The organism is Variovorax sp. PBL-E5 (assembly GCF_901827185.1).
Taxonomy (GTDB): Bacteria; Pseudomonadota; Gammaproteobacteria; order Burkholderiales; family Burkholderiaceae_C; genus Variovorax.
Genome location: NZ_LR594671.1, coordinates 32981 through 46930 on the forward strand (window position 1 = coordinate 32981; position 13950 = coordinate 46930).

Here is a 13950-nt window from a genome sequence, read left to right on the forward strand (position 1 = left end):
GGCGCGTCCCGCTCAGGCGGTCGGGATCCGGATGTTCAGCTGCCGGCGCGAAGGCTCGGGCGCGACGTCCGCGGAAGCCGGCGTGATGACGCGCGGCAGGACCAGCGTGCGTGCCAGCTTCGGTGATCGGGCCTGGAACGATTCGACGGCCGTGAGAACCTTGCCCAGCACGCGCAGATAGCCGGTCAGCAGCTGGAGCCGGAACGCGGGCATCTTCTCGCGCTCGGCCTGCGCCACGTCGGCGATGAAGCCGTCCCAGTTCGAGGCGTCGAGCATGTTGGTGCACACCGAGATCGAGGTCGACAGCGCGCGCGCCGCATGCCACCACTGGGCGGGCACGAAGATCATGTCGCCGGGCTTGAGCACGGTGCGGTATTGCGTGGCCTTGGCCAGCAGCGGGTAGCGATCCAGGTCCATCAGGGTCGGATCGTCGACCATCGAGTGGTTCGGGAAGAACTTCTTCGGATAGAGGTACTGCCCGTCCTCGGGCGCGAACATCACGAATTCCTTGTCGCCGTAGATCTGCGTGATGGCGGCGTGCGCGTTCTCGCCGTCGAAGTGCATCACCGGGAACTTGCTGCCGACACCGCCCACGAGCAGCTTGAGGTAGCCGTCGGGCCGACGCCATTTCTCGGGCATCAGCGGACTGGCATAGCGGCGCGGAAAACAGAACTTGTTCTGCGGGATCACGTCGGGCAGCAGTTCCGGCAGCACTTCGTGCAGGAAGGACCGGTACATGTACGGGCCGGGCGCTTCGGGCGTGGAGGCCACGACCTCGTCGATGAACTGGTCGAAGGGCATGTCGCGGCCGTAGCCGATGGCGACCGGCTTGCTGCCGAAGCGTTGCTTGAAATGTGCCGGTGTCCAGCTGCGCATGGCAGCCCATTGCGGCGCCACATTGGAGATCACCACCGGCCGGCACGGGTGCATGTAGCGGGCCAGGAAGTCTTCGTAACTCAGGTGCGTGCCGTCCACCCGTTCGATCGGTCGCCACTCGGCCGGGACGCGCCCGCCGAGCGGCGCGGCGGTTGTCCTGTCGGCTGCCTCTGTTTGCAAATGCATACAAAGATATTACAAAGAACGCCGGGCTTTCGCAACCCGGCCCGGCGGCGTAGGCCGCCCGGTGTGTGCACTATTGCGCCTGGTACCCGGCGTTCTCGATGGCGACGATGATGTCCTGGCGTGGCTGCTTGCTCAGCACGTCGACATGGCCGCTTTCGAGGTCGACCGTGACCTGGGCTTCAGGGTCGACCGTCTGCACCGCGTTCTGCACGGCGCTCACGCAGTGGTTGCAGCTCATGCCCGAGACCTGAAATTTCTGGCTCATCGTCTTGCTCCTTGAGGTCGATGGAATGGAAATGCAAGTCTGAACCTTCCCACGAGGTGAATGTCCAGCCGGCGGCCGTTTGACCTTGCGGCATTGTGAGGTTTTCGCCTGCGCTGTCTCCGCGCGGACGCCGGCTCAGTGCGGCCAGAGCAGCGCCACGGCGATGCCGAGGCACAGCAGCTGCAGCCCCCACGCGGAACGCGCCCGCAGCCGCGCATCGAGCAGCGCGCCGGTCGTCCAGAGGCCGGCGCCGCAGAGCGCCAACAGCGCCGCATCGACGCCGAAGCGCAGATCGTCGGCGCACCAGAGGAAGCGCAGCGCCACCGCGGTCCAGAGCAGGAACTGCAGCGCGCCGGCGATGCCTTGCTGCGGGTGCGCGGGCGGCGTATCGGCGCGTGCCGCGGCCAGCGAGAAGGCCGGCTTCGGATCGCGCAGCGCCACGTCCGCGGGCCGCCAGCCCGGTGGCATGAACCACACCCGCAGCTTGTCGCGCCAGTGCCGCGTGCGCCGCGCGTCGCGCCACAGCGGCGCGTAGGGCCCGAAGACCGCATGCAGGGGATCGCTGCCCTCGAGCCGTTCGCGCGTGCCGTAGACACAGGGCGCCGCCTCTTCGGCGAAGGTGCCGAACAGGCGGTCCCAGATCACCAGCATGCCGCCGTAGTTGTGGTCGATGTACTCGTCATTGACCGCGTGATGAACCCGGTGGTTGGAGGGCGACGAGAACACGCGGTCGAACCAGCCGAGCTTGCCGATGTGCTCGGTGTGGATCCAGAACTGGTAGAGCAGCACCACCAGTCCGGCCAGGCCGAACTGCTCGGGCGGCACGCCGACCACGGCCATCGGCAGATAGAACGCCCATCCCAGCAGCGCCACCAGGCTTTCCTGCCGCAGCGCGGTCGAGAGGTTGAAGCGCCGGCTCTGGTGGTGCACGGAATGCGCGGCCCAGAACACGGCCGACTCGTGACCGGCGCGATGCAGCCAGTAGTCGCAGAAGTCGAACAGCAGGATCGCCAGCGTCCAGCCGATGGCGCTGCCCCAGAAATCCGGCCGTGTCCAGAGTGCGAGTGCCGGATAGACCCACGCATACAGGCCGATCTGGAACAGCTGCGTGCACGCCGCGACGGCCTGGCTCAGCAGGCCCTGGCTCAGGCTGGCGACGGTGTCGTCGAAGCGATAGGTGTTGCGCTTGCGCAGCCATCCGTAGATGAACTCGCAGGCCATCAGCAGCGCGAACACCGGCACCGCGAAGACCACCAGCCGGTGCATGGATGCCGCGCGTCCTCTTCAGTCCGCCGTCGTGCGCGCGGCGACGATGACCGCGTTGGTGCCGCCGAAGGCGAAGGAGTTGGACATCGCATGGCGCAGGCCCGCGGCCTCGCGCGCGGCGCCGCGCACGAAGTCGAGGTCGAAGGCGGCATCGGGCGTGTGCAGATGCGCGGTGGGGGGCAAGGCTTCGCGCGCCAGCGCACGCAAGGTCGCGACCAGCTCCACCGCGCCGCCGCCGCCCAGCAGATGGCCGTGGATCGCCTTGGTCGCGCTCACCGGCACCTGGTTGCCGAACACCGCGAGGATCGACGCTGCCTCTGCCGCATCGCCGGCCGAGGTGGCCGTGCCGTGGGCATTGATGTAGCCGATCTGCGCCGCCTCCAGCCCGGCGTCGCGCAGGGCCGCGCGCATCACGCGCGACTGCCCCGCGGAATCCGGATTGGTGATGTGGCTGCCGTCGCAATTGGTCGCATAGCCGATCAGCATCGAATGCGCCGGCACCCCGCGCGCGCGCGCATGCGATTCGGACTCGAGCACCAGTGCCGCCGCGCCCTCGCCCAGCGCGAAACCCGTGCGGTCGGCCGAGAACGGCCGGCACGCGGTGGACGGCGCATCCGCCGGCGGCGTCGCCAGCACGCGCATCGCCTGCCAGCCCGCCATCAGGCCCGGTGTCAGCATCGCCTCGTGGCCGCCGACGATCGCGACATCGAGCCAGCCGCCGCGGATCGCCCGCATTGCCTCGCCGATGGCCACGGCCGACGACGCACAGGCGCAGGCATAGCCGATGGCCGAACCGCGGGCGCCGAAGTGCAGCGCGATCTCGGCGACGGCCGCATTCGGCATTACCGTGAGCACCGTGGTCGGACGCATGCGCCGGTGCTCGCCGTAGAGCGCCGCGGCGGTGCTGTCGAAGGTGGCGGCACCGGCCATGCCGCTGCCCCAGAACACGCCCAGGCGTTCGGGATCGACACTCGAAGGCGCCAGCCCGGCCTGCGCTGCGGCGTCCTGTGCGACGCAGAGGGCCATCGCCGTGCCGCGGTCCAGCGGCAGGCGCGAGGTGCTGCGCGTGGCGCTCGCATCGAAGTCGCAGCGCGCCAGCGCGAGCTGCATGGGATCGAGCCCTTCGAGCCGCAGCGTTTCGCGCTCGACCGCCGAGCGCCCTTCGAACAGCGCTTCGTCGAAGGCCTCGGCGGTGCGCCCGAGCGGCGTCAGCAGGCCGATGCCGGTGACCGCCACGCGGCCCGCGTGCGCGGCGCCCTCCCGGCGATGGCTCGCGCGCACGCCGGCTGCGGCATCACCGGCCCTCATGCGGTGGGAGCGAGCGCGCTGCGCGGCTCGAGCTCCATCTGGTCGATCACTTCGCACAGACGCTGCAGCGTGATGCCGGCTTCGCGCGGGTCGAGGCGTTCTTCCGGGATGCGAAGACGAAAGGCGTCCTCGACGGCGAAGACGAACTCCATCAGCGCGAGCGAGTCGAGGCCGAGATCGGCCAGTGCCGCATCGGGCTGGATGACGGCGGGCTCCAGATGGAACTCGGTTTCCAGGATCTTGGCGATGCTGTTGAAGGTGGTGGAACTCATGGGTGCGTTCTCCTTGGTCAGAGCGAAGGCGTGCCGCGCCTTCAGGCGGTGCCGTGCGCAACGGCTGCGGCGAATTCGAGGGTCTCGCGGATCACCTGCTGGCGATCGTTGTCGATGGTGATCATGTGAAAGCTGTTGCCCAGGATGACGGTGCGGAACGAAGCGCAGCGCAGGCCGCGCGCGAGGATGTCGAGGTTGGCGATGCTGGCGACTTCGTCCTCGCGCGCGTGCAGCGCCAGCACGTCTTCGCACACCACCTGGGCGAGGCGCGCGCGCACGTGGCGGATCAGGCGGTCGTGCTCGCGCAGGTGGGCGATGCCGATCACCGAGGCGCCGGCGCTGGAGATGCGGCGGGTGCGCAGCTCGCGCTCGATCCAGGCGCGCACGCGTTCGTTCTTGACGCCGTAGGGCGGACGCTCGCGGTATTTCCAGAAGCGACCGAGCGGGGTGTAGAACGCGAGCGGCAAGAAGAACTGGCGGCGCGGAACCGACCAGCCGTCGAAGCGCAGCGTGGTGGACATCAGCACCAGCGCGTCGACGCGCCGGCCGCAGCGGATTGCCGCGCCCAGCGCGAGCGAGGCGCCGGCGGAGATGCCGATCAGCATCACGCGGTCATGGGTGGCGCGCAGCGCGTCGACCTTCTGCTCGATGGCATCGATCCAGCCGGCGAAGGGCGTGGCGCGCTGCACCGTGAGCTCGGCATCGAAGGAATAGCCCGCGATCGGCAGCGGGTGGATGGCGTAACCGAGGCTGCGCAGGGAGGACTCGACGGGGCGCAGTTCGTCGGGCGTGCTGCACAGGCCGTGCAGCAGGACCACGGCCGTGCGGCGCGCGGCCGGGTGGCCGACGCCGGCAGTGTCGAAGGACTCGCGCGCGCTCACAGGACCACCTCGGTTGCATGGGCCTCGGCGCTTGCTGCGGCCGCGGCTTTGGGCGCGAACCACGCGAGGCAGGACGCGGGCAGGACCACCAGCGCGAGCAGCGTGCCGGTGAAGAGGCCGCCGATCACCACGACCGCCAGCGGACGCAGGAGCTCGGCGCCGGCGCCGTGCGACAGCGCCATCGGCAGCAGGCCCGCGGCCGCGAGGCTGGCCGTCATCCCCACGGCGCGCAGCCGGCCCATCGCGCCTTCGCGGATGGCATCGATCACCGGGCGGCCGTCATTGCGCAACTGCTGGAATGCCGACAGCATCAGCATGCCGCTCAGCGCCGACGGGCCCGCGAGCACGATGAAGCCGACGACGGCCGCGACGGACAGGGGCATGCCGGAGATCCAGAGCGCCAGGCAGCCACCCGCCATGGCCAGCGGCACGCTCAGCAGCGCCAGCGCCGCCATCGGCAGCGACTTGAAGACCTCGAGCAGCAGCACGAAGATCAGCAGCAGCGAGACCGGCGCCACCACTGCGAGCCGTGCCATCGCACGCGCCTGGTTCTCGAACTCGCCGGACCATGCGACCGTGTAGCCGGCCGGCAGCCGGATGTGGCGCGCGACGCGGGCCTGCATGTCCCGCACCACCGAGCCCATGTCGCGGTCCTTGATGAAGACGCCGACGGCCATCGTGCGGCGGCCCGCTTCACGCGCGATGTCCATGGCACCGCTGGTTTCGCGGATGTCGGCGACCGCGGCGAGCGGGGTGTCGCTGCCGTCCGGCGTGGCGATCGGCATGCTGCCCAGCGTCGCGACCGTGCGGCGCGATTCGGGCAGACGCACGGCGACCGGCAACTTGCGCTCGCCTTCCCACAGGAAGGTGGCCGGCTTGCCGGCGAGCGCCACCTCGATCATGTCCTGCACGTCGTTCACGTTGATCCCGGCGTGCGCGGCGCGCTCGCGGTCGATGTCGATCGCGAGCTGCGGCAGATGGCCTTCCCGGTCGAAGCCGGCGAGGGACACGCCGCGCACCTGCTTGACTTCGTGCTCGATCGATTCGGCGATGCGGCGCAGCGTCGCATCGTCGTCGCCCGCGACCCGGACCACGATCTGGCCGTCGGTCTGCGAGATCGACTCGAGCAGGTTGTCGCGCACCGGCTGCGAGAAGGTCGGTGCCATGCCGGGCAGCGCCGAGACGGCGCGGTCCATCTGGTCGATCAGCTGCGGCTTGGTCACGCCGTCGCGCCACTGGTCGCGCGGCTTCAGGTCGACGAAGACTTCGGCCATGCTGATGGTGCGCGGGTCGGTGCCGTCCTCGGGCCGGCCTGCCTTGGACACGGTAGTGCGAACCTCCGGCACCGTCAGCAGCGCCTGGCGCACGTTGTGCAGCATGCGGCCGGCCTCGGCGGTCGATACGCTGGAGGGCAGCTGCAGATGAATCCAGACCGAGCCTTCGTCGAGTTCGGGCATGAACTCCGAACCGAGGCGCGATGCGGCCAGCAGCGCCAGCGCGCATGCCGCGAGCGCGACGGCCGCCACCTGCCTGCGATGGCCCAGCGCCCAGTCGAGCACCGGCGCATAGAGGCGCTGGCCGGCGGCGGCGATGCGGTTGTCGCCACGCGGCGGCCTGCGCCGCAACAGCCCGCCGGCCAGCAGCGGCACCAGCGTCAACGAGAAGATCAGCGCAGCCGCCAGCGCACTGCCGCTCGACAGTGCCATCGGCGGGAACAGGCGGCCCTCCTGGCGCTGCAGCGCCAGAATCGGGAGCTGCGCCGCGATCAGGATCAGCATCGCGAACAGCGTCGGCCGGCCGACTTCGGCCGTGGCCTCGATGAGGGCGCGGCGCCGCTCGTCGCGGTCTTGCAGTCCGGGTCCTTCGGACAGGCGATGCAGGATGTTCTCGACCACGATCGCCGCGCCGCACACGAGCATGCCGAAGTCCATCGCGCCCAGGCTCGACAGGCTGGCCGGTACGCTGCCAAGGGCCAGACCGAGGAAGGCGCCCAGCAAGGCCAGCGGCATCACCACCGCCGCGGCCAGGCTGGCGCGCAGGTTCCACAGGAACAGGCAGAGCGTCAGCGAGACCCCCAGCGCGGCTTCGACCAGGTTGCGCAGCAGGGTCGCGCGCGCTTCGCGCATCAACGATGTGCGGTCGTAGAAGGGCACGATCTGCACGTCGGCCGGCAGCCCGCGCCCGTTGAGTTGGGCGATCTTGTTCTTCATGTTGTTCAGCACCACGCTGGCATTCTCGCCCCGTCGCATCACGACGACGCCCGTGACCACGTCATCGTCGAGATCCTGGCCCACGGTGCCGAGACGCGGCAACGCGCCGATCTCCACATGCGCTACGTCGCGCACGAGGATCGGTGTCGTGTCCCGCGCGGAGACGACGATGCGGCCGATGTCGTCGGCCGAGCGCAGGAGGCCGATGCCGCGGATCGCGTACTGCTGCGCGCCCTGCGCCAGATAGCTGCCGCTGGCACTCGCATTGCCGCGGCCCAGCGCATCGAGCAGTTGCTGCAGGCTGAGCTTGCAGGCCCGCAGCTTGTCGAGGTCGGGTTGCACCTCGTACTGCTTGATGGCACCGCCCATCACGACCACATCGGCCACGCCGGACACCTGCCGCAGCTGACGTTCCACGGCCCAGTCCTGGATGCTGCGCAGCTCGGTGGTCGAGAGCGCATCGCCGCGCAGCCGGTAGCGCAGGATCTCGCCCGCAGGCGTGGTGTTGGGCGCGATGTCGGCCTTCGCTTCGGAGGGCAGGTCGACACTGCGCAGTCTCTCTGCGATCTGCTGGCGCGCGTCCTGCACCCTGGCCGCGTCGTTGTAAGTGACGACGGTGAACGAGAGGCCGAACTGCGTGTGCGACAGCACGCGGATTGCATGAGGCAGGCCCGACAGCGCGACCTCGATCGGCAGCGTGACCTGTCGCTCGACTTCTTCGGCGGCATGGCCCGGGTAGAGCGCGATCACGGTCACCTGGATGTCGCTCGCGTCGGGAAAGACCTCGAACGGGAGCTTCCTGAAGGCAAGGAGGCCGACCATCACGAACAGCAGCGTGCCGAGCACGATGAGGAGAGGCCGGTCGAGCACATACCGGATCGATCGCTTCATGGCTTGCCGCTGCCCAGTGCGCTGGCCGCGACGTGTTCCGGATCGTCCGGCCCGGTGACGATGGCCGCCGACCTCTGCGCTTCGCACAGCTCGCGGGCCAGCAGGAGTGCGTTGTCGCTGACCACCAGCTCGCCGGCTGCGAGACCGTGCGAGATGGCGACCTCCGAGGCGCCGAGGTGGGCGACGCGCACGTTGCGCGACTCGAACACGCCGGGCTGCACCTCGACCAGCACCGAATGCCGCGCGCCATGCAGCATCACTGCCGCGGCCGGCACCACGACGCCCGGGGTGGATGTACCGGGAGCGGCTGCGGTGAGCGGCAGCAGCCTGAGCTGCGGATGGTCCGGCGCGAAACGGATCTGATGCCCCTGCACGGTGGGCGCCGGCGGCTCTGCATCGACCACGGACGCACCGTGATCGCTGCATGCCGCGAGCGCTGCGCCCATACAAAGGGAAAGGGCCGCACATGCGGCCCGCTGTCGTATCCTCATGCTGCGTTTATCGCGTTGCAACGCTGACCTCCCACTGACCCTTGCGTGCTGTAGAAATACGTACTTTTTGATTGCGAGCCATCCCATGCGAATCATGTTGGTCGAAGACGATGCGGTGCTGCGCGACGTGATGCTGCGAAGCCTGCGCGACGCGGGTCATCGCGTCGATGTGGCGGCGAATGTGGAAGACGCCGATCACCTGTGGCGCGTGCAGCCCTTCGATGCGGTGCTGCTCGATCTCAACCTGCCGGCCACGGCCAGTCCAACCAGCGGGCTGGCCAGCGGGTTGACCACGCTGCGCCACGCGCGCGCACGCGGCGACCGGACGCCGGTGCTGGTGCTGACCGCGCGCGATCGCACCGAGGAACGCATCGCGGGACTGGATGCCGGCGCCGACGATTACCTCGGCAAGCCCTTCGACCTGGCCGAGGTCGAGGCGCGCCTGCGCGCACTGGTGCGTCGCGCGCAGGGCACGGAGGACGTCGCGACGCTGGGCCGGCTGAAACTGGATCGCAAGGCGCGGCGCTTCGCCGTCGCGGGCGTTCCGCTCGACCTGCCGGCACGGGAGTTCGAGGTGCTGTGGGAACTGATGAGCCCGCCGGGCCGCACGGTCAGTAAGCGCGCCATGTCGGACAAGCTGTCGACCTTCGACGAATCGCTCGGCGACAACGCGCTCGAGGCCTTCATCTCGCGGCTGCGCAAGAAGCTCGCCGGCAGCGGCGCTGGCATCCGTACCTTGCGCGGCATCGGCTATTTGCTGGAAGCGGAGGAGTGAGCGAAGCGGCGCGCGTCACCGCGGCGAACGCGCCGTCGCTGACCGCGCGCGTGCTGCGGCATGTGTTGCTGCCGCTGGCATTGACCTGGCTGGTCGGCACCGCCGTGGCGCTGGTCATCGCGAACTACTTCACCGAACAGGCCTTCGACCGCGCCATGCTCGACGATGCCTATTCGGTGTCGGCCAACGTGCAGGCGGGCGAGCGCGGCATCGAGCTGCTGCTGTCGCCGCGCGAAGTCACGACCGTGCTGTTCGATCAGACCGAGGCGGTGTACTTCGCGGTGCTGCGGCCAGACGGCTCGCTGCTCGCGGGCCATGCAGGCCTGCAGGCGCCGATGCCCGACGGCGGCGAACTCTATCGCTTCTCCGACGTGAGCTATCAGGGCAAGCAGCTGCGCGCCGTGGTGCTGAGGCACAAGACGCCGGATGCCTATCACGTGGTGATCGCGCAGACCACGCGCGCACGCACCGCGATGCTGGAGCGCCTGCTGGTCTATTCGCTGGCGCCGCAATGCGTGCTGCTGCTGGTGCTCGCGACCTGGCTGTGGCGGGGCATCGAGCGCGATCTGCGTCCGCTCGGCGGACTGCAGCGCGCGCTCGATCGGCGCGATGCGCAGGACCTGTCGCCGGTGGTGGTGGCGCACACGTCGCGCGAACTCGAGCGGCTCGGCGATGCCGTCAACGCATTGTTCGAACGGCTCGGCCACAGCGTGCGCGCGCAGCGCGAGTTCGCCGGCAACGTGGCGCACGAACTGCGCACGCCGCTGGCCGGCATCCGCGCGCTCGCGGAGTACGGGCTGGCGCAGTCGACGCCCGCGGTGTGGCGCGAACAGCTCGAACGCATCGCCGCGAGCCAGGCGCGCGCCAGCCACCTGGTCGACCAGCTGCTGGGCCTGGCGCTGGCCGACGAAGGGCATGCGGGGCTGCCGCGCGAGCCGCTGCGGCTTGATCAGCTGGCGGAGCAGGCCGTGCTGCGCCATCTGGCGCGTGCCGATGCGCGCGGCGTGGACCTGGGGGCGCGCGGGCTCGACGATGCGGTGACGGTGCAGGCGAATGCTGCGCTGGTCGAAGGCGTGCTCGACAACCTGATCGACAACGCGCTGCGCTATGGCGGCCGCACGATCACCATCGAGCTGGCCGGCCGTACGCTCGGCGTGGTCGACGACGGTCCCGGCATCCCGCCCGAGCTGCAGCGCGACCTGACGCAACGCTGGTCGCAGGGGCCGGCCGGCCACATGCTGGGGCAGGGCGCCGGGCTGGGGCTCGCGATCGTGGCGCGCTACGCGAAGCTGCTCGGCGCCGAACTCAGCTTCGCCAGGGCGACGGACGAGGGCGGCTTGCGCGTGAGCCTGGCCTTCGGGCCGGACTGAGCAGCCGTCCGGCCGCTCAGGCCAGTGCGGGATAGTCGGTGTAGCCCTTTTCGTCGCCGCCGTAGAAGGTGTTCTTGTCCCACGGATTGAGCGCTGCGCCTTCGCGCAGGCGGCGCACCAGGTCCGGGTTGGAGATGAAGGGCTTGCCGAAAGCCACGAGGTCGTCGCCTTCTCTCAGCGCCTCTTCGGCGAGCGGCTTGTCGTAGCCGTTGTTGACCATCCATGCGCCCTTGCCGCCGGCCTTGCGGTATGCGGCCTTGAGCGCCTCGTAGTCGAAGGGCCGGTCCTCGATGTCGCGCGGACCGCCGGTGGCGCCTTCGATGATGTGGATGTAGGCGAGGCCAAGCGGGGCCAGTTGCCGGACGACGTAGTCGAACAGCGGCTGCGGGTCATCGTCATGCACGTCGTTCGAGGGGGTGACCGGCGACAGTCGAATGCCGGTTCTCCCGCCGCCGACCGCGTCGACGACAGCACGCGTCACTTCGAGCAGCAGACGGGCGCGGTTCTCGATGCGGCCGCCGTAGTCGTCGGTGCGCTGGTTGCTGCTGGTCTTGAGGAACTGGTCGAGCAGGTAGCCGTTGGCACCGTGCACCTCGACGCCATCGAAGCCGGCCGTCTCGACGGCATTGCGCGCGGCCGCGGCATAGGTGTGGACGATGCCGGGCAGCTCGCCGGCGTCGAGTGCGCGCGGCGCGGAGGTTTCGACGAAGGTCGGCACGCCGTCCTTGATGAGCACGGTCTTGGTCCTGGCCGTGATGGCCGAGGGCGCGACCGGCTGGCCGCCCTCCGGCTGCAGCTCCGTGTGTGAGACGCGGCCGACGTGCCAGAGCTGCACGACGATCTTGCCGTCCTTCGCGTGCACCGCATCGGTCACACGTTTCCATGCATCGAGCTGCTCGGTGCCGTAGAGGCCCGGCACGTCGGCATAGCCTTGTCCCTGGTGGCTGATGGCGGTGGCTTCGGTGATCAGCAGGCCGGCGCTGGCGCGCTGCGCGTAGTAAGTGGCGGCGATGTCGCGCGGCACGGCATCGGGCGAACGGTTGCGCGTGAGCGGGGCCATGACGACGCGGTTGGCGAGCTGCAGATCGCCGGCCTGGAGAGGTTCGAAGAGGGAGGACATCGTGATCGGATGGATGAGGGTGGAAGAAAACAAGGCCGACGGTAAACGAGCCCGTGCGGCCCTGCTGCCGCGGGGTTGTCGGTTTGCTGGTAGGCAATTGCCGCAGAATGGCGGCCTCCCCATGACGACGACTGCCGCCACGCTCACGCCTGCGCATGCGCTTCGGCTCGCACTCGCGTTGTCGCTGGGCGCGGCCGTGTCGCTGGGCATCACGCGCTTTTCCTTTGCGTTGCTGCTGCCGCCGATGCGTGCGGACCTGGGCTGGAGCTACACGCTGGCGGGCGGCATGAACACGGCGAACGCCGCCGGCTATCTGCTCGGCGCGCTGATGACACCGGCCCTGCTGCGGCGCTTCGGCCCGGTCCGTCTGCTGGTCGGCGGCGCCGTGTGGGCCAGTCTTTTCATGGCGGCGAGCGGCTTTTTCATTTCGGCGCCGGCATTGCTGCTGCAGCGGCTGCTGGCGGGTCTGGCGAGCGCATGGGTCTTTGTCGCGGGCGGCCTGCTGGCGACGCGGCTCGGTGCGATGCAGCCTGGGCGCATGGGGCTTCTGTTGGGGCTGTACTACGGCGGCACGGGCTTCGGCATCATGTTGTCGGCGCTGCTGGTGCCACCGGTGCTGCAGGCGGCGGTGCGGCATGACCACGGCTGGGCCTGGGCCTGGTGGACGCTCGCGCTCGCGAGCGGCGCTGCGACGGCGGTGCTGTGGGCGGCCACGCGGGCCATGCACGGCGGGGCGTTCGCAGCGTCTGCTGCATCCGGGCCCCATGGGGTGCACGCGCGCGTCGGGCGGCTCGGTTGGGCGTTGGCGGCCTATGCGTTGTTCGGCGCCGGCTACATCGGCTACATGACTTTCGTGATCGCCCTGCTGCGCGAGCAGGGCGCCCGCGCGGGCGAGATCACGATGTTCTATGCCTTGCTGGGCGTCGCGTGCATTGCGTCGTCACGGCTATGGGCCGGCCTGCTGGACCGCTATCGCGGTGGCGGCCCGCAGGCCGTACTCAACGCCCTTCTGGGCATCGCCACGCTGCTGCCGGTGCTGAGCCATGCGTGGCCCTGGACCCTGGTTTCCGGGCTCTTGTTCGGTGCGGTGTTTCTGTCGGTGGTCGCCTCGACCACGGCGCTCGTGCGCCACAACCTGCCGCCGACCCAATGGGCGACCGGCATCAGCGCCTTTACGATCGTCTTCGCTTTCGGGCAGATCGTCGGGCCGACGGTGACCGGCTGGATCTCCGATGGCGCCGGCGGCCTCGCGCGCGGGCTCGTGGCGTCGGCGGTCACGCTGTGGATGGGGGCCGCGCTTGCATCGCGACAGCGGCCACTGCCGCGATGAGCGCCAGGCGACCCGATGGCTCCTACTTGCTCGGTGCTTCCGCCTTCAGTGCTTCCTGCACGGCAGGACGCGCGCCGACGCGCGCATGCCAGGACTGCACGTTGGGATAGGGCGATAGGTCGAAGCCGGTGGGCTTGGCCCAGTTGGTGACGGTGAAGAGATAGCCGTCGGCGACGGTGAAGTGCTCGCCCATCAGGTAGTCCTTGCCCTCGAGCTCACTGTTCAACCATCCGTAGCGCGCCTTGAGCTTGTTCTTCGCGATGGTCTTGGCTTCTTCGGGCATGTTGGGGTTGAACATCGGCGAGAAGCCCTTGTGGATCTCGGTGCCGATGAAGGTCAGCCATTCCTGCAGCCGGTAGCGCGACAGCGTGCCATTGGCGGGAGCCAGATTCTTGGTGGGCGCGAGGTCGGCGATGTACTGGACGATGGCCGGCCCTTCGCGCAGCCGCGTGCCGTCGTCGAGCTCGAGCATCGGCACATAGCCGAGGGGGTTGATGCCGTAGTAGTCGGTGCCGTCTTGCAGCTTGTGGCTCTTGGTGCTGGCGAGCACGGGTTCGAAGGCAAGTCCGGCTTCGCGCAGCGCGATGTGAGGGGACAGCGAGCAGGCGCCCGGCGAGTAGTACAGCTTCATGCGATGACTCCAAAGGATGGGAAACGTTCTTGCGAACTGAGCCGATGCTAGCGGTTTATGGCGATCGCGTTTTGTCCT

Annotated in this window: 13 protein-coding genes; 3 read left to right on the forward strand and 10 right to left on the reverse strand. The window is 69.4% G+C overall.

Annotated features, from left to right (window positions below; all coding sequences use genetic code 11):
* Positions 1–12: 12 nt before the first annotated feature.
* The 8 genes from WDLP6_RS00150 to WDLP6_RS00185 all read right to left on the reverse strand — a co-directional run bounded on the left by WDLP6_RS00150 (position 13) and on the right by WDLP6_RS00185 (position 8559).
* Positions 13–1062 carry a cupin-like domain-containing protein gene (locus WDLP6_RS00150; RefSeq protein WP_162590719.1) on the reverse strand — a complete coding sequence of 350 codons (1050 nt, stop codon included), beginning with the start codon at positions 1060–1062 and terminating at the stop codon, positions 13–15.
* A gap of 70 nt (positions 1063–1132) precedes the next feature.
* Positions 1133–1327 carry a heavy-metal-associated domain-containing protein gene (locus WDLP6_RS00155; RefSeq protein ID WP_162590720.1) on the reverse strand — a complete coding sequence of 65 codons (195 nt, stop codon included), beginning with the start codon at positions 1325–1327 and terminating at the stop codon, positions 1133–1135.
* 135 nt (positions 1328–1462) lie between these two features.
* Complete coding sequence (locus WDLP6_RS00160) at positions 1463–2593, reverse strand: sterol desaturase family protein (RefSeq protein WP_162590721.1); 1131 nt, start codon at positions 2591–2593, stop codon at positions 1463–1465.
* 18 nt (positions 2594–2611) lie between these two features.
* Entirely contained in the window at positions 2612–3901 is a 1290-nt protein-coding gene (locus WDLP6_RS00165; protein ID WP_162590722.1) for a beta-ketoacyl-[acyl-carrier-protein] synthase family protein, read from the reverse strand.
* The gene (locus WDLP6_RS00170) at positions 3898–4173 is read right to left on the reverse strand and encodes an acyl carrier protein (RefSeq protein ID WP_162565158.1); all 276 of its coding nucleotides are present in this window, start codon (positions 4171–4173) and stop codon (positions 3898–3900) included. The genes WDLP6_RS00165 and WDLP6_RS00170 overlap by 4 nt, the downstream gene beginning before the upstream one ends.
* A 41-nt stretch (positions 4174–4214) precedes the next feature.
* On the reverse strand, positions 4215–5054 hold the full coding sequence (locus WDLP6_RS00175; RefSeq protein ID WP_162590723.1) for an alpha/beta hydrolase: 840 nt from the start codon (positions 5052–5054) through the stop codon (positions 4215–4217).
* The gene (locus tag WDLP6_RS00180; RefSeq protein WP_162590724.1) at positions 5051–8155 is read right to left on the reverse strand and encodes an efflux RND transporter permease subunit; all 3105 of its coding nucleotides are present in this window, start codon (positions 8153–8155) and stop codon (positions 5051–5053) included. The genes WDLP6_RS00175 and WDLP6_RS00180 overlap by 4 nt, the downstream gene beginning before the upstream one ends.
* On the reverse strand, positions 8152–8559 hold the full coding sequence (locus tag WDLP6_RS00185) for a hypothetical protein (protein ID WP_162590725.1): 408 nt from the start codon (positions 8557–8559) through the stop codon (positions 8152–8154). The genes WDLP6_RS00180 and WDLP6_RS00185 overlap by 4 nt, the downstream gene beginning before the upstream one ends.
* 172 nt (positions 8560–8731) lie before the next feature.
* Here WDLP6_RS00185 and WDLP6_RS00190 point away from each other — a divergent pair, with 172 nt between their 5' ends.
* Positions 8732–9421 (forward strand): response regulator transcription factor, encoded by a 690-nt coding sequence (locus WDLP6_RS00190; RefSeq protein ID WP_162565162.1) that lies wholly within the window; start codon positions 8732–8734, stop codon positions 9419–9421.
* The gene (locus WDLP6_RS00195) at positions 9418–10791 is read left to right on the forward strand and encodes a sensor histidine kinase (protein ID WP_162590726.1); all 1374 of its coding nucleotides are present in this window, start codon (positions 9418–9420) and stop codon (positions 10789–10791) included. The genes WDLP6_RS00190 and WDLP6_RS00195 overlap by 4 nt, the downstream gene beginning before the upstream one ends.
* Positions 10792–10807: 16 nt before the next feature.
* Here WDLP6_RS00195 and WDLP6_RS00200 read toward each other — a convergent pair whose 3' ends face one another.
* Complete coding sequence (locus WDLP6_RS00200) at positions 10808–11911, reverse strand: alkene reductase (RefSeq protein WP_162590727.1); 1104 nt, start codon at positions 11909–11911, stop codon at positions 10808–10810.
* Between the two features lie 121 nt (positions 11912–12032).
* Here WDLP6_RS00200 and WDLP6_RS00205 point away from each other — a divergent pair, with 121 nt between their 5' ends.
* A complete protein-coding gene (locus tag WDLP6_RS00205; RefSeq protein ID WP_162590728.1) occupies positions 12033–13241 on the forward strand; it encodes a YbfB/YjiJ family MFS transporter in 1209 nt (402 codons plus the stop codon).
* Positions 13242–13263: 22 nt separating this feature from the next.
* On the opposite strand, the gene gstA is transcribed toward WDLP6_RS00205, so the two are convergent.
* A complete protein-coding gene (gene gstA, locus WDLP6_RS00210; RefSeq protein ID WP_162590729.1) occupies positions 13264–13872 on the reverse strand; it encodes a glutathione transferase GstA in 609 nt (202 codons plus the stop codon).
* Positions 13873–13950: the final 78 nt, after the last annotated feature.